The organism is Trichocoleus sp. AS-A1 (assembly GCF_039962015.1).
Classification (GTDB): domain Bacteria; phylum Cyanobacteriota; class Cyanobacteriia; order Cyanobacteriales; family FACHB-T130; genus FACHB-T130.
Window position 1 is genome coordinate 72,271 of sequence record NZ_JAMPKG010000024.1, and the last position, 24,994, is coordinate 97,264.

A 24,994-nucleotide genomic window follows, 5' to 3' on the forward strand; every position below is an offset into this window, starting at 1 on the left:
ACGGGGGCGAATCATGGAGAGCGATCGCATTCTTCATCCCTAACAAAATTCCCATCTCCATTTCAGGAATGCGATTAACTTTCAAACTGACGGATTACTTCTTTTTATTAGAAGTCCCTGAATTTTGTTGTAACATCACTGGGCGCAAGACCCACGTATCAGGATTTACTCACAGATTCACAGAAAACTGGCGATCCTGAGGGACAAGTAGCCTCTTTTACAAATCTTGGCTATGCCTACTATTCTTTGGGTGGCTACGAGCAAGCCATCAATTGTTATAAGGAGGCTTTGGTAATTGCAAAGAAAAATTCCTTTGTTCAGGGAGAAGGGACAGTTTTAGGAAATTTGGGCGTAGTTTTCTTTTCTTTAGAAGAATATAAGCAAACGATTGAGTTTTACGAAAAAGCTTTGGACATTTCGCGGCAAATCAGCAATCAACAGTCTGAAGCCCTTACTTTGGACAATCTGGAAAAGGCTTACCGTGCCTTGGGAGACTATGAAAAAGCGATCGCATACAATCACCAGCATCTAGATATCGTGCAAGCAGCGTTACAGGACTTAACGCGATCGCAAGCATCAAAAACTAAACCCCAATACATCTGATAGGAAAAATCTCATCAAATGTATTGGGGTTTTTGATTAATTGACGACTGAATCAGTTCTGAAACTAACTCGACACCAGAAATTTAGACGGCAGAAAAGAAGACCTTTGACTTGACGGGGTCGGGAACCATCGTCTTGTCACCGGGTTGCCAACCAGCGGGGCAAACTTCGTCGGGGTTAGTTTGTACGTACTGGATTGCTTGCAGCGTCCGCAGAGTCTCATCGACGTTGCGACCAAAAGCCAGGTTGTTAATCGTAGCGTGCTGAATCACGCCTTCTTTATCAATGATGAACAGCCCCCGGAGTGCAATGCCTGCCTCTGGATCGAGGACATTGAAAGCAGCACTAATCTCTTTCTTAATATCGGAAACGAGGGGATAGTTTAGGTCGCCGACGCCGCCGGACTTGCGGTCTGTCTGAATCCATGCCAAGTGGGAAAATTCACTGTCTACAGAGACACCAAGGATTTCAGTGTTGAGATCCTGAAATTTTGAATAAGCGTCGCTAAAAGCTGTAATCTCTGTAGGACAAACGAATGTAAAGTCAAGAGGATAGAAGAACAAGACTACATATTTGCCACGATAGTCAGACAGTTTGATGGTCTTGAATTCCTGATCGACCACAGCGGTTGCGGTAAAGTCCGGGGCGGTTTGTCCAACCCGAAGACAGCCTTCTGTGTGGTGGGTCATGAATAGATTCTCCTTAAATGGAATAGATTTTGCATTGACTCGTGCTGAGTCAAGGGTAATCTAGTTGAGGTCTACCCTAGACGCAACGACAGCTAATTTACGAACTGTAACAACTATATCATACTCATAACGAGTTTGAGTAGGAATGAAGAATTTGGATACGCGCGAGTGGCTGCTGACCAACGGGTTAGGAAGTTTTGCCAGTGGAACGGTTTGTGATGCTCGGACTCGGACTTATCACGGTTGGTTAATTGCCGCCCTCGATCCGCCGAGTCAGCGCACTTTATTACTGTCTCACCTGGATGCCAGTTTGGATGTAGGAGGACGGGTATTTGCACTAGGGACAAATTTCTGGATAGATGGAAAAATTGACCCTTTGGGCTACGAGTTATTGCGTTCTTTTGACATTGACCCCTTTCCCCGTTGGGTTTGGGGTGAAGATAACTGGCAGCTAAGCAGGCAGCTGGTGATGCCCTATGGCTTAGTAGAAAGTAGCTCACAGAGCGTAAGTAGCGGGAAGGAGACTGAGCAAGTAGGTACTCCCCAGTTTTGTCACCGGATTTTGATTCAGTACCGCTATGAAGGCACTGAGTTGGCTACGCTGAGGTTACGCCCGGTAATTGGCGATCGCGACTTTCACCACCAGCAATCCGGCGCTTCCGGATTGTCCTTCTCGCAATTAGTCGGTCAAAAGCAAATTTGCTTGCAAGGGATGCGTCCTGACTGGACTGGGACTCCCTGGCAATTGCGCTGGAGTAAGGGTCGCTATCAACCAGACACCGTTTGGTATTGGCATTATTACTATCCAGAAGAGAAGCGGCGGGGATTGGGGGACAAGGAAGACCTCTACAGCCCTGGATACCTGACAGTACCCCTACAACCGGGAGACTCCCTCACCCTAGAAGCGAAAGTGGGATTATGTAACTCCAAACAATCACAGCTCAGTTCCCTAGACTTTGAGCAAGCAGTGCAGGTTGAGCAACAACGACTGAAAGCGCTTCGCCGTCCCTTGTTGAGGGTTCATGGCAACGAACCCTCAACCATTGACAATGACATTGACAATGACATTGTCAATGATATTTGGCAGCATCTGTTGCGAGCAGGCGATCAATTTATTGTCTACCGCGCTTCCATTGCTGGCCCGACTGTGATTGCTGGCTACCCCTGGTTTAATGACTGGGGACGCGATACGCTAATTGCTCTACCAGGACTAGCTTTAGCGACTGGGCGCTATGAGTTAGCGAAGGGACTGCTGGAAACTTTTGGGCGCTATTGTCGGAATGGTTTGATTCCGAATGCGTTTCCAGATACTGGAGCTGAGCCATTTTACAACAGTATCGATGCTGCGCTGTGGTGGATTGAAACTTTGGGTCTTTACCTAGAAGCAACGCAGGATTGGGATTTTCTGGCTCAGCAATATCCTGTGGTGCGGCAGATTTACAAAAGCTTTATGGCTGGCACCCTGTACAATGTCCGGATTGATGCCACGGATGGGCTAGTTACCTGGGATGCGCCAGGAGTGGCGCTTACCTGGATGGATGCGGTGGTTGATGGTCAGCCGGTAACGCCTCGTCGGGGTAAACCTATAGAAATTAATGCTCTCTGGTACTCTGCTTTGTGCTGGGCTAGCCGATGGGCAGAATTGTTATTAAGGGAAGGAGGCGCGAATTCACAGAGGCGGATTAACCAGCGAGAACGCTATATTCAGCAGGCGCAACAGGTGAAGAGATCGCTGCAAAAGTTCTGGAATCCGACGCTGGGATATTTCTACGATACGATCGCACCGGATGATGTGCGAGACCCCACAATTCGTCCGAATGCAGTTTTGGCGCTCTCGCTCTATCATTGCGGGTTTCCTACCGAGCAAGGGCGGTCTGTCCTCAAGGTAGCAGGCGATCGCTTAGTGACACCCTACGGTCTCCGCAGTCTCGACCCCGCCGATCCCCGCTATGTGGGGACGTATGCTGGGAATTCTCAATATCGCGATCGCGCCTACCACCAAGGTACGGTTTGGAGTTGGCTGATTGGCCCCTTTATCCGAGCCTGGAAGCGCCTCTACGATTCAGAACCCGTCCCTTTTGATTGGCAGCCGATGATTGAACACTTGCAGTCCTCAGCCTGCCTGGGTTCGGTTTCGGAAATTTTTGATGGCGATCCGCCTCATGCAGCTCAAGGAGCGATCGCTCAAGCTTGGTCTGTTGCCGAACTCATCCGGCACTACTCTGACTGATTAGCACCGAGGAATGAGTACAATCGCAAGCCTACTCATTCTTCAGTCCTAGCTTTTCATAACTTTTAAAATGGCTCTGGCGGGATTTGAACCTGCGACCTTGGGCTTATGAGTCCCCTGCTCTAACCACTGAGCTACAGAGCCAAGTTTTCTTGAACAACCTTATCATCCTAGCATACTGGCGTGATTATTGCTATGCCTCACGCAAGAAAAGAAAAAAGACAAAAGAATATATATTCTTTTGTCTTTTGCTTTGTCTTTTGCCTTTTTTTAGCGTCGGGGTAGTAAAGCTATCGGGTTGATAGCTCCTTTTCCAGATGGATGCAACTCAAAGTGAAGGTGAGGTCCAGTGCTGCGTCCGGTGCTGCCCATCTCAGAAATCTGCTGACCTTGCTCAACTGCTTCGCCTTCGCGAACCAGGAGCCGGTTGTTGTGGGCATAGCGAGTCAAACTGCCATCCGGATGCTGAATGTCCACCAGATTTCCATAACCACCTGAATTCCAGCGTGCATAGACTACGACACCAGGAGCTGCCGCCACGACGGGTGTGCCAACCGGAGCCGCAATATCAATTCCCTTGTGCATCCGTCCCCAGCGCCGACCATAACCAGAGGTCAAAACGCCCTTTGAGGGCCAGATGTAGCCATTGAATTGGATTTGGCTATCTGGCAGGTAGGGATTTGGACCAGGGAGGGGCGGTAACTCTGGAGCAACTTGTTGCCCGAAGGGGGGCCGGAGTGTCGGGTTATAAGTGTCCGCTCCGGAGGGCGCTGCTGCCACCAATGGCTTCTGGGTTCTAGCCCGTGGTGCAGCAGGTGGGGGCACTTTGATTTCGATTGCCGCCTGCGATCGCTGTTGTTGCCGTTGCCGCTTTTGCATTTCTGCTTGTACGGCTTCGTTATAACGATTTGGGCTGAATTCTGGATTGATCGGAGTCGAGTATTCAGAACGTTGCAACGGTTTGTTGACGACAGGTGCAACCGGCTCGAATGCGGGAGTTACTGGCACCGAGATGTTAGCAACCGGAACGTTCTGTGAGTTAGCGGTATCCCCGTTTTGCTGGGTACGATACTGCTGCCTTAGTTTGATGATGTCTTCCCGTAGTTTCTCAATCTGGGTGCTGTACTCAGAGTTTTGCTTCAAGCCAGCAGACTGAGTTTGGTTCCTCTCGGCAATCGGTGTGGCAGCGGGTGTGGCAATGGGTAACGGATTACCCGCTACTAACATTGGTTTGACGATAGGTACGTTAGCACTACTTTGCACCCGTACCTGTGTTGCTGCGACGGGTAAGGGAACAGCCGTTGGCAAAGTTGGAACGGAGAGATTCGGTACAGCAACATTAGACTTGGATTGTCTAAGTGCAGCGTTCAAACCAGGAATTACAGTTACAGTCTGTTTTTTCGGGATTTTCAGTGCTTGATTCACTCGAATCATGTTCGGGTTATCTAACTGATTTATCCGCAGCAGTTCTCCTCTGGAAACGCCGTGAATGCGAGCGATCGCATCCACCGTATCTCCCGCCTTGACCTGGTAAACATCTGCCGTTACCCCATTAGGTTCGACGACGGCAATCGGTGCGGGTGCCACTGTCTGGATTGGCAGTGCTTGGTTGGTCGCGGTCGGTACTGGGATTGGTACGCTTTCATTCACCCCTATCGCCTGCGGGGATGCTTCTAGCGATTCCCGTGCCTGTGCCGATGGGAGGTGGTTAATCACCCGATTGGAGGCGTTTTCTCCTGGCATCTGCACCGCGATATTGCGTGGCACGGACGGTAGTTGGTTGATTACCTGATTGGGGGCGTTTTCCCCTGGCATCTGCACCGCGATATTGCGTGGTACGGACGGTACTTGGTTGATTACCTGATTGGGGGCGTTTTCCCCTGGCATCTGCACTGCGACCGGAATTTGCACTCTAGGAGCAGCTATTTCTACCTCAGCCGCTTCAGAGTTATCAATTTGGGCTGGTTCAGTGACTTCTAATTGACCAGCAGATGCTTTTGTCGTCTCCTCAGACCGCAACTCCGCCAGACTATTCTGCAAGCGGCTCCGCTGCTCCTTTAAGCGGCTCATGGCAGCGTCTTGTCTTGCTTTTAATAGCTCATTTACGTTGCCGGGAATCGTGACTGATTGACCCACCGGCAGTCCATCCGATGTTGTCGCTCCAGATGATTGCTGCACCTGTATCGGGCGAACACCATAAGACTCTGATAGCTTTTCGACGGTATCGCCCGGCTTCACTTCGTGAACAATACCGTTCGCTGAAGGAATTTTCACCACTTGTCCAGCTGGAAGAGCTGAGCTGGATTTAATGTTGTTGGAAGTGGCGATCGCGGCAGGTTCTACCCCATAGTTCTTCGACGATTGCCAAATTGTCTGTGCCTGCTGCACCTTGTGTTCGATAACGCGCGGTGCTGGTTTCGATTCTGCTTTAGCGTCCAGCTCCACCTTCGGGGAAACGGCCTCAGATGTGAATTCCGGCTCTACTACCTTTGGGGAAGCAGCGACAGATTTGGATTCCGGCTTTATTGCTGCGACTGAAGCAGTTGTTTCTGGCTCCACTTTTGAGGCAGGAGCGGCAACAGCAATATCTGTTGCAGCAGGAGCGTTGGTAACAGTCGGCTCAGTGGCGACCGGATCGGCTGCCTTTGCTTCATCGCCTTGTTGCGGCAGCAATAGGCTGGAGGTGCCCATTGAGATTGCCAATCCAATCATGGCGGCAGAGGTGCGAGCCCGACGGTTAACCTCTGGAGAAATTGGCTTCAATAAACCTGACTCTCCCCCGGAAAGCTTTCCTGCGGACAGATTCGCTTTCGCATCTTTGTCTGCTGCACAGGAAGGAACTGATTTAATCTTGTGCGTGAATGGGCGTTTCAAACACGACCTCCTACTTATGACGAGCGCTTAACTGTCCCTGAATGATTGTTTTTTACCAGTCAATGGGACAAATCACATCAAAAAGTGATTAGGATCACTGCCGGTAATCATACCTAGGCAAGATTACCCTGCTTTTTTGATTTAGACAAGTTTACATGACTGGGAAAATTTAATCATGCACGACCTACATTTGACCCACCCTGCTGAAGACTTCATCATTGCGTTAATCAGGAGCCTTTTGTCAAGAGCTGGCAAGTCAATGGTGTATTCCTTTCTAAGGCGTGCATATTGGAACATACTTGCTTGACTTGCTTTACTCCGGAAGACTGAGAAAACAACTTTTTCGTTGTTGGCATCCTGCTGTTGATCCATTACAACATGAGACTTTAAGCTGATTTTGCCTTGAATAACAACCGTAGAATCATGGAGAAAACTCTGACAAATGGCATAGAGCATACCGACGCATATTTACTAAAAATCTTCCTAAAGATTGATTCGAGGTTGTTTTAGAGGCTCAGCACTGAAAGATTTTGGATAAAAAAATCTATCAATCAATTTCCCGTTGTTACTCTGTTGTTCATAGAAATTTCTTATCTAAGCCGCGCTCATTCGGTATTCTAGATAGCTGAAGGACGTAAAAGAAACTCTCTCAAGAAAGGGAAAAGAGTCATTCGTCACCGAGTGTTGAGCAAGAAGTCATAGGGAAAGCTCAGCCAGAAATGGTCACAAACAGTTGCCGGTTAACACGTTTGAGATTCCTAGAGAAAAGGTCAAACCAAATTTCTAACCTTTAACTCAATCTGCGAACACCTGACTAAAGATTGATAACACGCAATGAGCAAAGGACTTGTTTGCCTCCTTCAGGAGGACAAAATCCCCAGTTGGCGACGCGCTTCAAACAAACCGACTGCGGCACTAACAGAAAGGTTCAGGCTCCGAACGTGCGGCTGTGACATTGGAATATAGACAGTATTGGCACAAAGGGCGAGAACTTCTGGAGGTAATCCAGTTGTTTCGCTACCAAATAATAGCCAGTCATCTGCCCGAAACTCGAACTTCAAGTAGTTATCCCTTCCCGAAACGCTGAAGCCAATCCATCGTCCCCCTCGCTGCTGATGGAATGCCTGAAAATCCTCTAAACCAATGTGGTGGTGCAGATTGACGTAGGGCCAGTAATCCAGACCGGCACGTTTCAGATAGCGATCGCTAATGTCAAAACCCAACGGCCCGACTAAATGCAATTCCGTCCCAGTGGCAGCACAGGTACGGGCAATATTGCCGGTGTTGGGCGGAATTTGCGGCTTGTAGAGAACAACAAACGGCATGAGACTTACTAATTACTCTGGCTCTAACACTAAAATCCACGCTGGAAACTCAAATTATACCCAAAGAGACATGAACCTATACATATTTGTTATATGACTCACCCAGATCAAATTGATTAAATATTCTAATTCCCGAATGATTCTTTTTAGCCAATAAATTAAGCCATAAAAAGGCAAAAAAAGAAATCAGGGGCTAGGAAGGATCGAAGATAAAGAATGAAGGCTTTAGGATAATTCTCTGGCTTCAAGCTTCATTCTCGATCCTTCAAGTGCTTCAGGCAACTAGGCTCTCGCACAATTTGTCTTCCAGTTCGCGCTCTTGGTCTGCCACCGCTTGAATGGCGTCAATCATCACGCTGGAAGTGTCAAAACCTTGGTTTTGGAGATTTAACCATCGCTGAGCCGAATTTCCTTCCCGGAGAATCTTTTTCAGGGGTGACAAGAAACAGCGAAAGCCCATCTGTTTAGACAGATCCCAAACTTCGCCGGTTATTTCTTCAATCCAATCTCGCGCCAGAATCGGTCTGCCGTCTTGCCAATGTCTCAGAGTTGCATCCAAACTTTGACGGGCGGCGGCGTCTTCGTTGGCGTCAGTCAGGGTAATTAAGTCTTGTGAAGACAATTGACTCATTTCCAGGGGATCGAGGCTAGGGTCATCAATCAACTGCAAAAGTCGGGCTTCTAGCAAGGCTGTAACCGCCAACAAGGCAACCGGATCGATGATTAGGTCGCAAATTCTCAGTTCTAGGCGATTAAGGTCGTAGGGGCGCTGGTTGCCATTTGGTCGCACGGATGACCAGAGGTGGCGGACATTTTGCATTGTCCCGGCGGTTAATTGGGCTTCCGTCCACTGGATAAAGTGGGCGTGGCTTTCAAATAAGGGGACGCGGGCTGGGGTTTTTGGAAACAGTCCCCAGCGAGTCGAGTGATAGCCAGTGGCTTTCCCATCCAAAAACGGGGAAGAAGCACTGAGAGCGAGGTATAAGGGTGCTTCTAGGCGGACAAGGCGAATCGCCCGCATCAGGGTTTCGGGATCGCTGATGCCAATGTTGATGTGGACGCTGGCGGTGACAACTTTGGTGCCGTAAGTGTTCTCAATGTAGTCGTGGTAAGGATTGCTAGGGTCAGATCGCCAGAAGCGATCGCTGCCGCCTAAAGACAGCGTACTCCCCGGAATCAGGGTGTAATTTCCCAGGCGTTTTAGATACTCTCGGAGTTGCCGTCTAGGGCGTAGCAAGGCACACAATAATCGGTCGTAACAATAAAAGGGTTCTGTGATATATTCCACGTTGCGGCTATCCGGCTCCCGCATGAACCCGTCTAGGTCTGCCACAATCCGATCGGATAAACCCACAATGTCACCATTGGGGGTGCCGGTATACATTTCAATTTCAAAGCCTTTTGATAGCAAGGGGTTTTTCCTCAGATGAGTGAGTACGAAGTACGGACACGGGATACCGCTACCGTTAAAAAGTGTATCGAGGAAGACGAAATGGCTCCTCTGCCCTTAGTCTGGCATCAAAGTTGGTACTGATGATAGACAGTGGTGGCGGCTCGATGTAGCAAGGAGTGCCGATAAACGAGGGAGTCAAGATCGTCAGCATAACCCCCGCCAATCACACAGGCGACTGGGTAGCCGAGTGCCACACAGGTACTCAAAACTTGCATTTCCCGACGGAAGATTCCGGTGTCTGTGAGGGCGAGTTTGCCCAAGCGATCGCCAGCATGAGGATCGACCCCAGCATCGTATAAAACGAGATCCGGCTTGACTTGTGACAGCAAATCTGGGAGATATTTTGCCAAGGTTTGCAGATAGGCGTCATCTTCCATCCCAATCGGTAGAGGAACATCTAAGTCACTTTGTTGTTTGGTACCGGGAAAGTTAACTTCGCAGTGCATCGAGAAGGTAAAGACGCTGCTATCTTCTTGGAAAATAACCGCTGTACCGTCTCCTTGATGGACATCTAAATCCACGATCAGGATTTGGCGCGCCAGTCCCAGATGTTGAAGCACGCGGGCAGCAATGGCTAAATCGTTGAAAATACAGAAACCAGAACCATAACCGGGAAAGGCGTGATGAGTACCCCCCGCAGTATTGCAAGCTAAACCGTGACTGAGTGCCAGTTTAGCGGTGAGAATCGTACCGCCTACTGCCACGCAGGTACGATTTGCTAATGCGGGACTCCAGGGCAATCCGATTCTTCGCTGGGCTTTGGCGTCGAGGGTGCCTTCACAGTATGCTCGGACATATTCTGGGGTGTGAACGAGTTCTATCCACGCTAGTGGAGGAGGTTCGGGCGGATGAATTTGCTCTGGATGCGCTACGCGATCGCTTAAGAGCATTTCGTAGAGTTTGCTGAATTTGGGCATGGGGAAGCGATGCCCTTCTGGGAGAGGTACGACATAATCCGGGTGGTAAATAATTGGCAAGTCCATATTTAAAATTTTGAACTGCCAAGCGGCAAAGGAAGAGAGGATTTCCGAGGCAATTTTCCTCAGACGCTACGCGATCGCAAAATTTTCCAGGCAAACCCACTAACCAGGCAACCTAAACCAATACTGAACAAGATGACAATAACCAGATTCGCCAAGGGGATGACTGCGGATAGTTGGTTGTCGATTTGGTTAGGGTAAGGCTGGGTAAAATCTTTTACCAGCGCCGAGGAAGCAGAGGCGGCGACTGAGGCGGTTCCCACTCCCAGACTGGCAGCGGCGATAATATTTTCCAGATTGCGATCGCGCTTAGCTTGTTCAATCTCGACGATGCCTCGAATCGTGTTAATCACATCTTCTAGCACTCTCAATGCAGGGCTAAAGCTGGCACGATCTTGTTGGATTTGAATTTCGTATTGCTTGACTATTTGGTTAAATTGTGCCAGAAAATCCAGCTCGGTTTCTCCATATTTGCTAGCTTCTTGAAGCAGGTAATTTAAATGTTCTTGGTATTTTTTCTGATAGGTTTCAATCGCGTGCAATTGAATTTCTAGATGATTTAAGTCTGAAGCATACTGGGACAATATTTTTATATTGACTTCTAAAATTCTCTGCAATTCTTTTAACGGTAGCTGCTTGAGCATTTCACCCGCTTGAAAAATATAGCCGAAATTCTCTTGCAATTGCTGTCTGAGTTTCTGAGCTTCACAATAAGACCAAATAATTTTATTGCGGTAGTAAAACAACTGCATCCAGACCTCAGAATATTTAGCAGCTTCAGTTTCGGCGGCTACATCGGGATAAAAGATAACCAAAACATGGTGATTCTCTTCCATGTCCCAACGCTGGGGAGATAGCCACACTTCAAAAACGGTTGCCCCTAAAAATTTTCCTTTGCTTGGCTTTTGCTGTTTCCATCTCCCAAACTTCAAAGTTTCGTAAGCTTCTTGGGCGAGACATTCTAAAGGGGTTTCACAGTTTCGAGGCAAAATCCCAGACACGATCCAGGTTTTTCCAAGATTGCCTTGTTTATCAGCAGCAAGATGTTTGAGGGTAGGAAAGCATTTAAAAGATTGCAGATAGTCTCGATCGTTAATATGGCAATTAAACAAAAGCCCATAACTATCGCTAAATCGCACGGGATAATAAAAGCCTTTGACTGGATATCCTTCAGTGCGAGCTTGAAAAGTATAATAAGCTTCAGTTTCCCCCGCTAGGCGCAATAATTCTAAATATTCTGGATCGTTATAATTTGAATCGTCAGCAGCGACAAGAATTCTTTGCAATTCTAACGGGAAGTTATCCCAAAACGTGAGCTGGTTTTGGTTGATTTGCTCTGCATCGTCTCCCAAGCCGTTTCTCAGGTGGTAAACAAATAGATCCAGGTTAGGAAGAAATAACAGGTTCATCGGAAGAGTAAACATATTGCTACCATACCTGGCGATTTAAATCACAGCTATGCCAACCCTACTTTAGAAGCAAGGAAGTAGAAGTTGCGAGAACTTTTAAACAAAGCCCGCTGGCGCGGACTGAGAACCAATATAGAGTGTATGACGAAACCTGCTCAAGGTAGATTTAGAAGCGATCGCAAAATTTTGCATAGCATCTCTTACCCGCGCAGGATTCAGCCAGTTTTAGACTTGAAGATAAGGCAAGCGAGCGATCGCTGTAGATACGCCGTATACAACACCTCGACATCTTTGTGTCACAGCAACTCCCGGCAAGGGAGGAAGTTTAAACTGGATGGAGAGAAGAGAAATCAGCAAGCGATGGGGAGGGAAGAGAGAAAATGCAACACAAAATCGTCTGGGAACAGGGCAGCAATAATCCTGACAATACCAACAACTTCGCAACCATCCGCGAATGGTGGGCAAGTCTCATCGACAATAAAATCACGTGGCGACAGCGAATCATTCCCCAGACGGGCGATGCTACCGAACTCGATTGGGAACCCCAACGCTTTGACGAAGTATTTGAGATTCAAATCCCTGAGATTCGCGGTATCACTCTCTACTGGCGCAAAATCAACGAAGATCGAGAACGCAGCACTACGCCTACCAAACTCGAACTCGATACCCTTCGCCAGCAACTTTATATCTATCCCCAATCTCAAAAAGAACTGGTCATTCGGGTAGGGATACCAGAAACCATCTATCAAAAGATTGAATTTAAATCTCCCCAATTGCAATTTGCTGCTAAGGAAGGTGAAAACCACATCCTGACTCTGCGAGATACTCAGCAACAGTTGGAAGTGAAAGCCATTCTCAGCCCAGAAAATTTGAGACAGTTGATCGATCAGTTGAAGCAACAATTGTCGTAACTACGCTGTATCTTTTTTCTATAGGTCGCGCCAGCATATGAGATAAATCGTGTCTCTACAATTGTCTCGCTGCTATGTGTAGCCGCGATAGGGGCAACTCTGGAGGTTGCCCCTATCGTCAGTCTCATAACATATACAAATAGATTTGAGATAAAACTATCAACATGAAGCAATGGATTGTCCCGATTGCCTTTATTCTTAGCGGATTTCTCGTGGGGATAATTTTTGATAAATTTTTTCTTCCCAGACTCAAAAGAATAGCTGTTAAAACTCGGTTGCCAGGGAATGAAATCGTTTTTCATTCCCTGCGTGGCATCCCCAAAGTTTGGTTTATTGTTGCTGGCTTTTACGGAGCCATTTTTACCCTTCAACTAAATCAGGTTATTCCTGACCGGATTTCTGGCATTTTTCAGAATATTCTGACTGTTATTTTCCTCTATTCTGTCACCTTAGTTTTAGCCAGACTGACGGCGAGTTTTGTTACGATATTTGGTCAAAGAACACCTGGAGTTTCAGCTTCATTACTATCTAACCTAGCCAAAATTGTCGTTCTGGTTTTGGGAATCTTGATGATCTTGCAAACGCTAGGGATTTCCATTACACCTATTTTGGCAACCTTGGGAATTGGCGGTTTGGCAGTTGCTTTGGCATTTCAGGATACCCTATCTAACTTATTTTCAGGATTATATTTGATTATTTCTGGACAAGTCAGAACTGGCGACTATGTAAAACTAGAGACGGGACAAGAAGGTTACGTTACCGATATCACTTGGCGGAATACGGTGATTAGAGAACTGCCAAATAATCTAGTCGTTGTGCCTAATACAAAACTGGCTTCTGCCATTTTTACGAATTACCATTTACCAGTGAAAGAAATAACTTTACCAATTCAAGTAGGTGTTAGTTACGATAGCGACTTGGAACACGTTGAAGAAATAACGGTTGAAGTTGCTAAGGAAGTAATGCAAGAATTAGCAGCCGATATTTCTGATTTTGAGCCTTTTATCTTATATCAAAACTTTGGAGAATTTAGTATTAATTTTACAGTGTTTCTTAGAGTTAATGAATTTCTAAACCAACGAATTGCCAAGCATAAATTTATCAAAAAATTACACCGACGCTATCAACAAGAAGAAATTACTATCCCTTTTCCAAGTAGAGAAGTTTATGTAAACCAGAAGGGAAATAATATTGCTAATGAGTAACATAAACGCTGAACGAATAGAAGCCGCAGCTATCCAATTTGGATAGCTGCGGCTTTCTTTAGTCATCAGACTAACGATTACCGACGATTACCGACCCTGACGACCCGGACTGCCAGGCGCTGCGCCTGCTCCTTCGTCGTTACTGGGCTGGTTCCGATTGGAATTGCCCGGATCGCAACCTTCTGACCCATTACCGACCCCTTGGTTGCAATTCTGACGCTGATTCGTGCGTTCGTTCCCCTCTACCTCACGGTTATCGCCAGGGACGTTTTCTGGCTTGGGAGTATCAACTTCGCGCACTGTGGGGGGTTTCGCACCTTCTCCTGCCACGTATGGCGAGGCGATGTTCTGAGCCTTCCCAGTGCTGACTAAGGCTTGGTAGAGGAAAGCACACACCTCTGCACGGGTGGCGACTTGATTGGGTTTGAGTGACTGGACATTGGGATAGTTCACCACCAGACCCCGTTCTGTCGCTGCTGCAACCAAACTGCGGACGTCGCTAGGGATGCTAGCGGCATCGCTGTAAACTTGCAGTAGCGTCTGGGTGGTGGTACTGGCAGAAGAGTAGTTCATTCCCTTTGCCAATGCCACTAAGATATCCAGACGAGAAAGCTTTTGGGTGGGGTTGAATGCATTGCTGGAAACAGCGCCTAAAAAGCCCATTTCATAGGCTTCTTGGATAGCACTGTACGCCCAGTAATCCGAGGAGACATCCCGGAAGGCGATCGCATTCCGCACTTTATTCATCTCAAACGCTTTCCGCAGCATCGCCGCAAACTGGGCGCGAGTCACCGGCTGATCCGGTCGGAAGCGACCATCGGGGAAGCCTTCGATAATTTCTAACTCCGCCAGTTGGGCGATAAAATCTTTTGCCCAGTATCCCTGCGGAACATCGGGAAAACTCGTCTGGATGTTTCGAGTGACTCCCACGTTTGCATATCTTGCCAGCAGCTGGCTGACTTCGTAGGTCGCGTTCTCGGCTTCTACCCCAATCACCTGCACCAACTGACCGGGAGCTGATGTCAATAAGGCAGCCATTCCTGAACTGTAAACGCTCATCGTCTCACCCGCCAGCATTGATTCACCGCTGGTAAATGAGCTGGAATAAACGCTAGTCGCCGCCGAAGTCGAAATCTCGCTCGATTGGAACTGGCTGACGTTAATTTGCTCGACGCTGCTCAGGAATGTTACCCGTTCCTGAGAGTCGATTTGGGTGTAGTAGTTGTAGGCGGTGGTACCGCTGTCGATGTTGCCATCCATGTCGGCATCAATGCCGTACACAGTCCGCACTACGCGGGTTTCAGACGGATTTTCTGACAAAATTAGGTTAACGGCGGCGTTTTCAGACAAGCATTCAAACTCGCTGTACCCAATCAAGCGATTTTGGTCGTATAGACGCACGACCACGCGATCGCCCGGATTCACACCTTTGACAAACTTCGCTTTTTGCTTGATTTTGTATCTGAAGTCGCCAAGATACTGCTCTTGGGAATAGCTGTTGCCTTGTTTCGACTTCACCGATACGCGAGTAATCACCTCTGTGAGGCTGCCTGCGGGTTGCAGAACGGCAAGACTAAAGTTCCCTGCGGATTCGGTCATTGCCACCGTAGACCGCTGTTCTGTGCGGACGGTACTCCTTTGCTCGGTGGTTTCCGTGCGACGGGTTGTTGTCTGTTGCCCAGTGGTGGTACTTTCCGACCGGAGTCGAGCCGTCAGCGTCTGGGTCGCTGCTTCATCCCACTTCACGAGCGTTCCAGATTCGTTGGTGCGATAAACCCAAAATCCCTGTTCTTTGGCGCTACCGACTAGTACCAGCCAGCCGGGAACCAGTGCCTCGGTGCAGGCAACACCTGCTTCTGCTAACTCCAAGCAACCATTTGACCAAGTTTGCTTCGCCACCTGAAGGATGGTTAAGTCAGAACTTTGCATTCCTGTCCGTTGGGCAGCATCCTTTAAAACACCTTCAGCAACCGCTGTTGGCAGCTGGGCGGTATCGTCTTCTGCTTGGCTGAGCAGATTTCGACCCGATAAGGGCAGATTGCCCGTTGTTTGTCCAACTTGCGCGATCGCAGGGGCAACCGTTGTCATACTTAAACCGGCAGCAGCAAAAACCAGGCTGCCTAAAAATACCAAGGAACTTCGCTTCATTAATCTCTTCTCACACCTAAACAAAACGGGTAGCGTGACTTTTCAAGTCGGTTAGATGTTCCCTGGTTTATCTCTTTTTAATGATAGAGACTATTACGATAGAAAAATAGTTAAGGAATCTTAATAATTATCGTGACGACTCAGCAGCTAAAAACAGGAAGCACTTTTGAAAAACTCAACTGGACTTGGCGCGGCTACCGGATTCAGTACACAGTCATGGGCACAGGTCGCCCTCTAGTGCTGATTCACGGCTTTGGCGCTTCCATTGGACACTGGCGCAAGAATATGCCAGTCCTCGCCGCTGAGGGCTACCGAGTATTTGCCCTAGATTTACTCGGCTTCGGCGGTTCGGACAAGCCAGCCCTCGATTACAATCTCCAGTTGTGGGAAGAATTGCTCAAGGATTTCTGGAAAACTCATATTCAGGAACCGACCGTCTTTGTCGGCAACTCGATTGGGGCATTACTCAGCTTGATGGTAGTGGTGAATTCTCCAGAAATTTCCGCTGGTGGCGTGCTGATTAACTGCGCCGGGGGCTTAAATCATCGCCCCGATGAGCTGAATTTCCCCCTGCGGCTGGTGATGGGAGCCTTCACGAAGCTGGTCAGTTCCAAAGTCGCTGGCCCGTTCCTATTTAACCGCATCCGCCACAAAGCTCGTCTCCGTCGCACGCTCAGACAGGTCTACGTGAACCCTGAAGCTATCACGGATGAACTGGTGGATATGCTTTACGATCCTTCTTGTGACACGGGCGCTCAGCAGGTTTTTGCCTCAATTCTCACGGCACCCCCTGGCCCTAGCCCAGCTGAGTTGTTGCCAAAAATACAACACCCGCTGCTGGTACTTTGGGGAGAAGATGACCCCTGGACGCCGATTAAGGGTGCGACGATTTATAAAGAGCTAAGTGAGAATGGGCAACCCGTGAAGGTTGTCGGCATTCCCAAAACGGGTCACTGTCCCCATGATGAACGTCCGGACGTGGTGAATCCTTTGATATTGGATTGGTTGGCGCAGCTGAGCAGTCAATAAAACTTAGTCAGTAAAAGTTTCGGTGCAACTGTCGTTGCACCGACTTGTGCATTTGAGGTTCTGAATTTGAGGTGCTGAATTTGAGGGAACGCGATCGCACTCGCTTCGAGATCGCGTCCCCTCGCGCCTGATTCACCTAACGTTACATCCAACCTCTTCGCTCCTTCCTTGCCTTCCTGAAAACAAAGGAAATTAGGATTACTCTATTCACTGCCGATCCCGTTCGTGGAAATCAATCTCGGAGCGGACAGACTCGTGGGGCGCGAGCGGTTTAAATGGATAAAGCACGGCTTGCTGTGATGAGGAGCATCCAACTCATCACGACTATAGTTAGGAAGATGCGGTAGGAACCATAAATGCTATATCGCAAAGAACCAGAGGGGCTGATAGCGATCGCGCAGCTTGCCCATGCATGGGTATCGGGTCAATTGGCACAAGCTTGGGGAAATGAGTATTTTGGGAAGCTGGAACCTAGAAAAGAGGTTTGCTTAGGTGCCCAGCAACATGATATTGGCTGGCTGTCCTGGGAAAAGACGCCTACCTTCAACCCAAAAACTGGTTTGCCGCACAGTTTTACGGAATTACCGAGAAAAATCCATATAGATATTTGGTCAAAAGCCGGAGAATTAGCGATCGCCCAAGGAAGATATCCAGCGCTGCTAGCTTCGCTGCACGGTACGCGCCTCTACGAGCATTACGACTCTAGTAATGACTCCCCAGAAGATATCCAGCTTGTGCAGGACTTCCTAGGGCACGAACAGGCTTTCCAGAAGGAATTAATTGACTCCCTCCGCAACGATCCGGATTACGCACCCTACAGCACACCAGAAGCGATCGCCCGAAATCGGCAGTTAGTGGGAATCTGGGATTGCTTATCCCTAATCCTGTGCATGAAGTTAAGTAAAGAACGTTCAGTAGAGAAGGTTCCCACCGCTGAGGGTGAAATTACCCTGAAGCTGACGCCACTAGCAGGCGATCCAACCCAGGTAGCGGTAAGTCCTTGGCCTTTTTCAGAGAACGCGGTGACGCTGGTTTGCGAAGGACGCTATCTATCGGAAACCTTCCCAGACGAGGAGACGATGCGGAACGCGATCGCGAAAGCACCTTGGGTGACGATTAAAACTCACCTGCATCCCGTGTAAGCACCGACTGGATTAACGCGATGTGCGACTAAAACTAGCTAGCCAGAAGTTGCTCAAACGGCAAGGGGTCAAGGCTATGACGGTTGAGCCAACGACAAACAGTGTGAGCTAAGAGTTTACGATTGAGCCGACTGGTTAAGTGCCACAAGTCGCGTGCCCAGACTTTTTCAATCGAGAAGCGCTCAACCAGTTGCCCAATCACGGTTTCAACCAGTCGTCGGGTACGCATGAGTAATTTGACGAACGCTGGGCTTCGAGGGTCGTGCATGTTGGATCGCAACGCCGTTTCCAGGCGAATGCCATTGGCTTGAAGCTCCTGCTCAAGGGCAGCGCAAAGATACCCTTTGTCGCCAATGAGTAAGCCACCAATGGCAGGCACCAAACCAGCGAGTGTTTCTCGTTCGCTGCCATTGGCTGGGGTCAGGCTAAATCCAGTAATTACTCCGGTTGCACTGATGAGTAAATGACCATGAAAGCCATAGTAAGTCTGCTGTTTTGCCGCACAGTAGCCGTAAGCCGCTTCTCCCTTAAAGCTTCGACACCGGGGGGCACGAGCAAAGCCGCACAGCGCAATCGGGATACCATCGACTTAAATGCACCGAGTCATCAAATGCTCCCAACCGCCTTGCCAAGTGTTGCTGAACTCGCTCCTTGTATTGCCACAGATTCGCGGACTGCCGCACGAACGCACAACGACTACCCAACTGGGGAAACAGCCCTAACCAATGCTGACGGAAGTATTGCCAGATCCCCTGGTCATCATCAATCCCCTGATACTCTGCCACGATTTCCATCGCCATGACCTCGCTATTGGCTAGGGCTGGCGCGAACCCTCTTGCCCGAATCGCTTGTCCGCCTGTGAGCTCTTTGAGCAAGTCGTCCACACAGCAAAAAACCGCAATGATAAACTCTTCGATAGAAAACATTCGTCCCACTCCAGCTAGTTGAGTTGTACTTCTAGCATTGTCGGGTGGGACTTTCCTATTCAAAACTTAATTGCACATCGCGTGGATTATGTAATTAATCGTTATTCATCAAAGCAACATATTGTGCTTACCCATAAAGAAGTCAGTAGGGGCAAATGCTTTGCCTATGCTGACTCTATATTTTGCTTTTTTTACCCAATATTCCTACTAGACTGGCTTTCAAGGAAGATGAAGATTGCCCGCTCTCTTATCCAAGGACAGGTAATTTTATTGTCGTTTTTCAGGAGAATGTTCGGGGTTCATTGCAACGAGCGTTTAGGCAATAAACCCCAAAAAATCAACTCATTTCAATTGCCCTTTTCCAAAAAGCATAAGTATCAGCTCCAATTTTTTGACTTTCTTCTGAGTAGATATTATCTAAACACTTAAAAAAAGCTTGAGCATAATTTTCTAATCCCAGAGTTGTCAAACATTTTAAAATTCTGGTGATTCGGAGGTAATTATGATTCAGAGGCTCAATCCAAGCCCGTTTTCTATCTTGATATTGATCGGATTTCGTGATTACAATATTGTTTACGTTTCCTTCATTGCATTTAAATCCATAAAACCTGAGCATTATTTTAAATGACTTTTGCAGACGTGTTTTAAGTAGAGGATCTGTCCGAAAAGCTTGAGCAATTTCATCATTTAGAATCAGTGCATTAGGGTTGTAGCCACTTTTATCTTTCAGGGGGAAAAGCCACTGAACATAGTCATGAATCCGTTCAAGCTTTTCGTAATTCCATGACCAAATCTCGTCGATCATCCGTCCTTCTGAATCAGGCTGTTGACTAAGATAGAAAGCCACAAGAGCCGGGGATGCTTTAGCAACCAATTCTTTGTCAGATGATTTTGCCATAAGTGTTCCTCTGCAATTAATCAAATGTTAACAATCTGGGAAATCAGCTAGATTCACGCTCATTCTAAAGCTGGCAGGGCGATAGAAAAGTCTATGAGTACTTTTGTTGCAAACGACCCTTTAGATCCGAGGAGATAACTAGAGTATTTAGCATTCCTCGTTATGGAACTATCTCGCTTTCCTCACAAAAGCTACAGTGCCTAGTAGCGCTAACAACAGTTATTAACTGTTGCCTTCATTACAATAACCGTTGATAATTTCAACAATGCCAATGTAGCTGCTAGCGTTAGGCGATCGCATGAACTGACATCCGTGTCTGACTACTCAAACCGAGGTGCAAGCGATGAGTCAAGATACGCTCAATTTAATCCACGACAGGCAAAATCGCGGTTATACCAAGCTAGGTTGGCTGGATAGCGATCGCACCTTTTCCTTGGGGGGTTTGTTTGACCCAGAGCCAATGAGATTTTGCACTCTCAGGCTGATTCACGATGATAGAGTCTTACCCGGTTCTGGTTTCGGTACCCACAGTCATCATGACATGGAAATCCTCACCTACGCCCTAGAAGGTGCTATGGAGCATCAAGATAGCTTGGGGAATCGGACAGGTACTTATCCAGGAGACGCACAGATGATGAGTGCTGGCGCTGGCATCACCCACCGTGAATTTAATTTCTCTGAAACTAATTCCGCCCACTTTCTGCAAATTTGGATAATTCTCGATGCAGAAGAATTATCACCAAGGGATGAACAGCGTATTTTTCCGTTGAAGAAGCGCGTCTATCTTATTTTTCGATCGATAGGGATCGCTATTCTATAAGCATCAGTAGAGAAGGTTAACCTCCCTACTCGGATATTTAAATGATGAAAACGGCAAATCCCGATTCACTGCTCGTTAAAATCACCTTACTGGTCACGAGTACCTTAACGGTGATGTCAGGTGCGACGATTGCGCCTTCACTTCCCGCCATGCGGGCTTACTTTTCTGGCGTTGAAAATGTGGAATATTGGGTCAAACTTGTGTTGACCGTTCCGGCCTTGTTTATTGTCATTGGCGCTCCCATTTCCGGACTGATTGTAGATCGTTTGGGTCGCAAATCTTTACTGGTCGCTTCGACGAGCCTCTACGGTTTTGCCGGGAGTTCTGGCTTTTTGTTGAATTCCATCGGACACATCCTGATGGGTCGCGCTTTGCTGGGTCTGGCAGTAGCGGGGGTAATGACCAGCGTTACTACCCTGATTGCTGACTACTACATGGGTCAGGCACGCGCTAACTTCATGGGTTTGCAAGCAGCATTTATGGCTTTTGGCGGCGTCCTGTTTTTGTCAAGCGGTGGCTTTCTCGCTGATCTTAATTGGCGTCTACCTTTTTTGATTTATCTTTTCGCCTTCATCATCCTTCCCTTTATCGTCGTTTTGCTCTATGAGCCGAGGCGCACTAATGTTGGGATAGGAAATGTTGGGATAGGAACAGTGCAAGAAAGCGATCGCTTCGCCTCGGACTCCGTCCTACGCATCAATGCACCAGCCGTTCCCATCAAATTACTGACGCTGATTTACGGAGTGGCAGTATTTATGCAGGTCATTTTCTACCTGATTCCCGTGCAGTTGCCGTTTTATCTCCAAAACCTCACTAAGGCTAGCGCCACGCAAAGTGGACTAGCGATCGCCTTTGCGACGCTTTTCAGCGCCTTTGCATCAATGCTCTACGGACGCATCAAGGCACGTCTGCACTTCGTCAGCATTCTTACCCTAGCTTTCGCACTCATGGGTCTTGGTTATAGCATCATCGGCTTAGGGAAGAGCTACGAGCAGGTCTTAATCGGTCTGGCGGTGGCGGGTGTCGGGTTAGGCTTCCTGATGCCAAATCTAACCGTGTGGCTGTCTGCTGAGTCCCCAGAGGCACTACGCGGGCGTCTTTTGGGCGGACTTACTACCTTCTTTTTCTTGGGTCAGTTTTTGTCTCCGATTCTTAGCCAACCGGTGAGTCAGCAGGTGGGTCTTGGCAACACCTACAGACTCGCAGGTGCGCTACTACTGCTACTAGCACTAATTTTTCTGGGGATGAGGCGGCAAATCGTAGTCTTTACCGCCCATCCCGCGCAACCTTAAAACGGAATCCTGTAAGGGCGAAGTTTCCCCACCCATCCAAGGTTTCTCGCCAATCTAATTAATCTAAAAAAGGTAGAAAACTATGACAAAACCAATTCGCATTCTCCTCCAGACAACCATCCCGACAACAGAAGATGACTGGAGTATTTGGCGCTTCTCGTTGTTACGCGACTATCTCGCATCCCTGACAGATGACGCGGGGAATCCCCTGTTTGAAGTAACAGAACGCGATCGCGTGTCAGATGCAGACGGCAACGACCCAATTTTAAGCACCCTCGACCGCTCAGATTTTGACCAGTTATGGCTATTTGCCTTAGATACTGGCGAAGGTCTGACGGAAAAAGATTGTGCGGGAATCAATGCATTTCGCCAACGCGGTGGCGGTATCCTCACCACCCGCGATCATCAAGATATGGGTTGCTCCATGTACGGTCTAGGCGACATCGGCGCGATCCACTTTTTCAACACCAAAAATCCAGATCCCGACGAATCTCGCTGGTGCATTGACGACCCCTACACAACCTATATTTCCTGGCCTAACTATCATTCTGGGCGCAACGGCGACTATCAAAAAATAACCCCCACCGAACCCATTCACGAACTTCTACGCAATCCCAATTCACCTTCTGGATTGGTTGAATATTTTCCCACTCATCCCCACGAGGGCGCAATCGGAGTTCCCGCAGGCGCAAAGAATGCTCGGGTTATTGCAATGGGCAAAAGCTTAATTACAGGTCGTCCCTTTAATCTGGCTGTTGTTATCGAACGTGAAAAAGACACTGACGGAAACACCCTAGGGCGTGCAGTTGCTGCATCGAGTTTTCACCATTTTGTCGATTACAACTGGGACATCGAAAAAGGTTGTCCTAGCTTTGTGGATGAGGCTCCCGGCGATGGCATGAATCAAGAGCCACGTGCCCTAGAAGATATCAAGACTTATGTGCGTAATGTTGCTTTGTGGCTTGCGCCCTAATGGGTACAGGAAACTGTACCCATATTGCTAATTTTGCTTCTGTACGCTCATCTACCCATGACAAGAAGTTAACCAGATTCTGAGCAACTTCCCAAAGAATCTGCTGAGACTTTATTGATAAATCAGTCCTGAAATTTTTGCAGAACACTCAATAAAAGCAAAAAAGTCTAGAGTAGAAACAGAGGGAGCAGTGGAAGTATAGAAAATCCGATGCAGAAAGTCGCAATTGTCACGGGTGCCAATCGGGGGCTGGGTTTTGAAACTTGCCGACAACTCGCAAAGCGAGATATCCAAGTGATTCTGACCAGTCGTGACGAAGCACAGGGGAAAGCAGCCGTTGAGAAATTGCAAGCTGAAGGCTTAGAGGTAGTTTCTCATCCGCTTGATGTCACCAGTGCAGAGAGTATTGAGCATCTTGCTCAGTTCATTCGCAATCAATTTGGGCGATTAGATATTCTAGTGAATAATGCTGGAATTGCTAGAGATCCTTTAGGAGATCCAGCGGGTAGTATCTTCAACACCAAGGTTAGTACCATCTGCGAAACGATGGAGACGAATTTACACGGCCCATTACTGCTTTGCCAAGCATTAATTCCGCTGATGAAAGAGCATCACTATGGGCGTGTTGTGAACGTATCATCGGGAGCAGGACAGTTATCCGACATGAACACAGGATTTCCCGCTTATCGGATGTCCAAAACCGCATTAAATGCCCTCACACGGATTTTCGCAAATGAGTTGGAAGGCACCAATATTTTAGTGAATTCTGTGTGTCCTGGCTGGGTAAGAACCGATATGGGTGGCCCAAATGCTACCAGGTCTGTGGAGCAAGGGGTTGATACCATTGTGTGGCTGGCTACCCTTCCTGATGATGGCCCCACGAGTGGTTTTTTCCGCGATCGCCAACCCATTGATTGGTAAGCACAATCGCATCCCATTTCTATATCTATTTGCTTTAGGTTAGACAGACGCGAGCAAGTGCGTTCCTACAATTTTTGTAGTCCCACCTTTAAAAGGGATGAGTAGCTTATTTTTATCATCTCTCTAAAGTTAGGTTTTTTGAACTAATGGACTCAAGTACAGGAAGTTGAACAATGTCGGCAAATTGATCTGCAAATTGAGCCTTTTCTATCTCCCTTTTTCGAGCTTCCACTTTAAGGCATTTATTTTGCACAAGATTCTTTTTAAACAACCAATTAGGTTAGATTATGGCTCACTTAAATCAGCGTCACCCTGAAAATATTAGTGGCGATTTTTACGTTGATACGACTTGTATTGATTGCGATACTTGTCGTTGGATGACTCCAGAGGTGTTTTATCGCACCGACGAGCAGTCAGCAGTTTATCATCAGCCAGAGAATGAGGCTGAAAGATTAAGAGCAATGCAGGCTCTTTTGTCTTGTCCTACGGCTTCCATTGGGACTGTGGAGAAGCCAAAAGACGTTAAAGATGCTCAGCACAGTTTTCCGATTTTAGTCGCTGAAAATGTCTATCATTGCGGCTATCATGCAGAAAATTCCTATGGCGCTGCTAGCTATTTAATTGTGCGACCGGAAGGCAATGTTTTAGTGGATTCTCCCCGCTTTACGCCTCCTCTGGTCAAGCGGCTAGAGGAAATGGGAGAGATTCGCTATATGTATCTGACGCACCGAGATGATGTAGCGGATCATCAAAAGTATGCCGAGCATTTTGGGTGTCAGCGAATTCTCCACACCGACGAAATCTCTTCGGGTACTCGCAATGTAGAAATTCAGCTAACTGGCTTAGATCCAGTACAGTTGGAGCCAGATTTGTTAATTATCCCAGTTCCCGGTCATACAAAAGGTCACACGGTTTTACTGTACAAAAATAAATTTCTGTTCACGGGAGATCATCTGGCTTGGTCGCCAAGTCTAAATCACCTGTATGCCTTCCCCGATGTCTGTTGGTATTCCTGGCCTGAATTGCTTAAATCAATGCGGAAGTTGGCTAATTACTCGTTTGAGTGGGTGTTACCCGGTCACGGACGCCGATACCATGCTGACAATGAGACGATGCGCCAGCAGATGCAGCAGTGTATTGCCTGGATGGAAGCGCGTTAAGGTCTT

The 24,994-nt window shown here is 47.9% G+C and carries 21 protein-coding genes, 1 tRNA gene, 1 pseudogene and 1 riboswitch; of the genes and pseudogenes, 12 read left to right on the top strand and 11 right to left on the bottom strand.

All coding sequences use genetic code 11. From position 1 onward, the window contains the following. The first annotated feature begins 138 nt into the window (after positions 1–138). Positions 139–603, top strand: coding sequence for a tetratricopeptide repeat protein (locus NC994_RS18335; protein WP_277881133.1), 465 nt, complete (start codon positions 139–141; stop codon positions 601–603). A gap of 83 nt (positions 604–686) precedes the next feature. Here NC994_RS18335 and NC994_RS18340 read toward each other — a convergent pair whose 3' ends face one another. Then, positions 687–1,292 (bottom strand): peroxiredoxin, encoded by a 606-nt coding sequence (locus tag NC994_RS18340; protein ID WP_190411983.1) that lies wholly within the window; start codon positions 1,290–1,292, stop codon positions 687–689. Positions 1,293–1,437: 145 nt separating this feature from the next. On the opposite strand from NC994_RS18340, the gene NC994_RS18345 reads away from it, so the two are divergent. Continuing rightward, positions 1,438–3,522, top strand: coding sequence for an amylo-alpha-1,6-glucosidase (locus NC994_RS18345; protein ID WP_190435911.1), 2,085 nt, complete (start codon positions 1,438–1,440; stop codon positions 3,520–3,522). Between the two features lie 71 nt (positions 3,523–3,593). Here NC994_RS18345 and NC994_RS18350 read toward each other — a convergent pair. From NC994_RS18350 to NC994_RS18365, 4 genes are all read right to left on the bottom strand, one after another. Next, positions 3,594–3,666: transfer RNA gene (locus NC994_RS18350), tRNA-Met, on the bottom strand. Positions 3,667–3,792: 126 nt separating this feature from the next. Then, positions 3,793–6,396, bottom strand: a complete 2,604-nt coding sequence (locus NC994_RS18355) for a peptidoglycan DD-metalloendopeptidase family protein (protein WP_190435914.1) — start codon at positions 6,394–6,396, stop codon at positions 3,793–3,795. 860 nt (positions 6,397–7,256) lie between these two features. Continuing rightward, positions 7,257–7,721, bottom strand: a complete 465-nt coding sequence (locus NC994_RS18360; protein ID WP_190411980.1) for a tRNA (cytidine(34)-2'-O)-methyltransferase — start codon at positions 7,719–7,721, stop codon at positions 7,257–7,259. A gap of 274 nt (positions 7,722–7,995) precedes the next feature. Beyond that, positions 7,996–8,424 carry a hypothetical protein gene (locus tag NC994_RS18365; RefSeq protein ID WP_190429744.1) on the bottom strand — a complete coding sequence of 143 codons (429 nt, stop codon included), beginning with the start codon at positions 8,422–8,424 and terminating at the stop codon, positions 7,996–7,998. Next, positions 8,418–8,502, top strand: a riboswitch (cyclic di-GMP riboswitch). It overlaps the preceding gene by 7 nt. 154 nt (positions 8,503–8,656) lie before the next feature. Here NC994_RS18365 and NC994_RS18370 point away from each other — a divergent pair. Next, entirely contained in the window at positions 8,657–8,809 is a 153-nt protein-coding gene (locus tag NC994_RS18370) for a hypothetical protein (RefSeq protein WP_190435919.1), read from the top strand. Between the two features lie 430 nt (positions 8,810–9,239). On the opposite strand, the gene NC994_RS18375 is transcribed toward NC994_RS18370, so the two are convergent. Together NC994_RS18375 and NC994_RS18380 are read right to left on the bottom strand one after the other, a co-directional pair. Then, positions 9,240–10,157 (bottom strand): histone deacetylase, encoded by a 918-nt coding sequence (locus NC994_RS18375; protein ID WP_190435922.1) that lies wholly within the window; start codon positions 10,155–10,157, stop codon positions 9,240–9,242. Between the two features lie 59 nt (positions 10,158–10,216). Continuing rightward, the gene (locus NC994_RS18380; RefSeq protein ID WP_190435925.1) at positions 10,217–11,578 is read right to left on the bottom strand and encodes a hypothetical protein; all 1,362 of its coding nucleotides are present in this window, start codon (positions 11,576–11,578) and stop codon (positions 10,217–10,219) included. A 365-nt stretch (positions 11,579–11,943) separates the two neighbouring features. Here NC994_RS18380 and NC994_RS18385 point away from each other — a divergent pair, with 365 nt between their 5' ends. Further along, a complete protein-coding gene (locus NC994_RS18385; RefSeq protein WP_190435928.1) occupies positions 11,944–12,474 on the top strand; it encodes a hypothetical protein in 531 nt (176 codons plus the stop codon). 212 nt (positions 12,475–12,686) lie between these two features. After that, positions 12,687–13,679: a mechanosensitive ion channel family protein gene (locus NC994_RS18390; protein WP_199299627.1), complete on the top strand. Its 993-nt coding sequence runs from the start codon at positions 12,687–12,689 to the stop codon at positions 13,677–13,679. Between the two features lie 87 nt (positions 13,680–13,766). Here NC994_RS18390 and NC994_RS18395 read toward each other — a convergent pair whose 3' ends face one another. Further along, the gene (locus tag NC994_RS18395; protein WP_190435934.1) at positions 13,767–15,827 is read right to left on the bottom strand and encodes an S-layer homology domain-containing protein; all 2,061 of its coding nucleotides are present in this window, start codon (positions 15,825–15,827) and stop codon (positions 13,767–13,769) included. A 132-nt stretch (positions 15,828–15,959) separates the two neighbouring features. Here NC994_RS18395 and NC994_RS18400 point away from each other — a divergent pair, with 132 nt between their 5' ends. Beyond that, positions 15,960–16,856: an alpha/beta fold hydrolase gene (locus NC994_RS18400; RefSeq protein ID WP_190435937.1), complete on the top strand. Its 897-nt coding sequence runs from the start codon at positions 15,960–15,962 to the stop codon at positions 16,854–16,856. Here the strand turns inward: NC994_RS18400 and NC994_RS18405 are convergent. After that, positions 16,850–17,008, bottom strand: coding sequence for a hypothetical protein (locus NC994_RS18405; RefSeq protein ID WP_190435940.1), 159 nt, complete (start codon positions 17,006–17,008; stop codon positions 16,850–16,852). The genes NC994_RS18400 and NC994_RS18405 overlap by 7 nt on opposite strands. Positions 17,009–17,212: 204 nt before the next feature. On the opposite strand from NC994_RS18405, the gene NC994_RS18410 reads away from it, so the two are divergent. Then, on the top strand, positions 17,213–17,998 hold the full coding sequence (locus tag NC994_RS18410; RefSeq protein WP_190435943.1) for a DUF3891 family protein: 786 nt from the start codon (positions 17,213–17,215) through the stop codon (positions 17,996–17,998). A 34-nt stretch (positions 17,999–18,032) separates the two neighbouring features. Here the strand turns inward: NC994_RS18410 and NC994_RS18415 are convergent. Then, a pseudogene (locus tag NC994_RS18415) lies at positions 18,033–18,924 on the bottom strand (IS982 family transposase). Positions 18,925–19,261: 337 nt separating this feature from the next. After that, on the bottom strand, positions 19,262–19,822 hold the full coding sequence (locus NC994_RS18420) for an opioid growth factor receptor-related protein (RefSeq protein WP_190435946.1): 561 nt from the start codon (positions 19,820–19,822) through the stop codon (positions 19,262–19,264). A 343-nt stretch (positions 19,823–20,165) separates the two neighbouring features. On the opposite strand from NC994_RS18420, the gene NC994_RS18425 reads away from it, so the two are divergent. The 5 genes from NC994_RS18425 to NC994_RS18445 all read left to right on the top strand — a co-directional run bounded on the left by NC994_RS18425 (position 20,166) and on the right by NC994_RS18445 (position 24,988). Beyond that, entirely contained in the window at positions 20,166–20,642 is a 477-nt protein-coding gene (locus NC994_RS18425) for a pirin family protein (protein WP_190435949.1), read from the top strand. 41 nt (positions 20,643–20,683) lie between these two features. Further along, positions 20,684–21,934, top strand: a complete 1,251-nt coding sequence (locus NC994_RS18430; RefSeq protein ID WP_242030480.1) for an MFS transporter — start codon at positions 20,684–20,686, stop codon at positions 21,932–21,934. Between the two features lie 82 nt (positions 21,935–22,016). Beyond that, a complete protein-coding gene (locus NC994_RS18435) occupies positions 22,017–22,907 on the top strand; it encodes a hypothetical protein (RefSeq protein ID WP_190435952.1) in 891 nt (296 codons plus the stop codon). A 210-nt stretch (positions 22,908–23,117) separates the two neighbouring features. Next, entirely contained in the window at positions 23,118–23,828 is a 711-nt protein-coding gene (locus tag NC994_RS18440) for an SDR family oxidoreductase (RefSeq protein WP_190435955.1), read from the top strand. 287 nt (positions 23,829–24,115) lie between these two features. Continuing rightward, positions 24,116–24,988, top strand: coding sequence for an MBL fold metallo-hydrolase (locus tag NC994_RS18445; RefSeq protein ID WP_190435958.1), 873 nt, complete (start codon positions 24,116–24,118; stop codon positions 24,986–24,988). Positions 24,989–24,994 lie beyond the last annotated feature (6 nt).

Excerpts from the sequence above, each read along its gene's own strand:
- NC994_RS18340 (WP_190411983.1), bottom strand. The coding sequence starts at position 1,292 with ATGACCCACCACACAGAAGGCTGTCTTCGGGTTGGACAAACCGCCCCG.
- NC994_RS18345 (WP_190435911.1), top strand. The coding sequence starts at position 1,438 with ATGAAGAATTTGGATACGCGCGAGTGGCTGCTGACCAACGGGTTAGGA.
- NC994_RS18360 (WP_190411980.1), bottom strand. The coding sequence starts at position 7,721 with ATGCCGTTTGTTGTTCTCTACAAGCCGCAAATTCCGCCCAACACCGGC.
- NC994_RS18375 (WP_190435922.1), bottom strand. The coding sequence starts at position 10,157 with ATGGACTTGCCAATTATTTACCACCCGGATTATGTCGTACCTCTCCCA.
- NC994_RS18380 (WP_190435925.1), bottom strand. The coding sequence starts at position 11,578 with ATGTTTACTCTTCCGATGAACCTGTTATTTCTTCCTAACCTGGATCTA.
- NC994_RS18385 (WP_190435928.1), top strand. The coding sequence starts at position 11,944 with ATGCAACACAAAATCGTCTGGGAACAGGGCAGCAATAATCCTGACAAT.
- NC994_RS18395 (WP_190435934.1), bottom strand. The coding sequence starts at position 15,827 with ATGAAGCGAAGTTCCTTGGTATTTTTAGGCAGCCTGGTTTTTGCTGCT.
- NC994_RS18410 (WP_190435943.1), top strand. The coding sequence starts at position 17,213 with ATGCTATATCGCAAAGAACCAGAGGGGCTGATAGCGATCGCGCAGCTT.
- NC994_RS18420 (WP_190435946.1), bottom strand. The coding sequence starts at position 19,822 with ATGGCAAAATCATCTGACAAAGAATTGGTTGCTAAAGCATCCCCGGCT.
- NC994_RS18425 (WP_190435949.1), top strand. The coding sequence starts at position 20,166 with ATGAGTCAAGATACGCTCAATTTAATCCACGACAGGCAAAATCGCGGT.
- NC994_RS18430 (WP_242030480.1), top strand. The coding sequence starts at position 20,684 with ATGATGAAAACGGCAAATCCCGATTCACTGCTCGTTAAAATCACCTTA.
- NC994_RS18435 (WP_190435952.1), top strand. The coding sequence starts at position 22,017 with ATGACAAAACCAATTCGCATTCTCCTCCAGACAACCATCCCGACAACA.
- NC994_RS18440 (WP_190435955.1), top strand. The coding sequence starts at position 23,118 with ATGCAGAAAGTCGCAATTGTCACGGGTGCCAATCGGGGGCTGGGTTTT.
- NC994_RS18445 (WP_190435958.1), top strand. The coding sequence starts at position 24,116 with ATGGCTCACTTAAATCAGCGTCACCCTGAAAATATTAGTGGCGATTTT.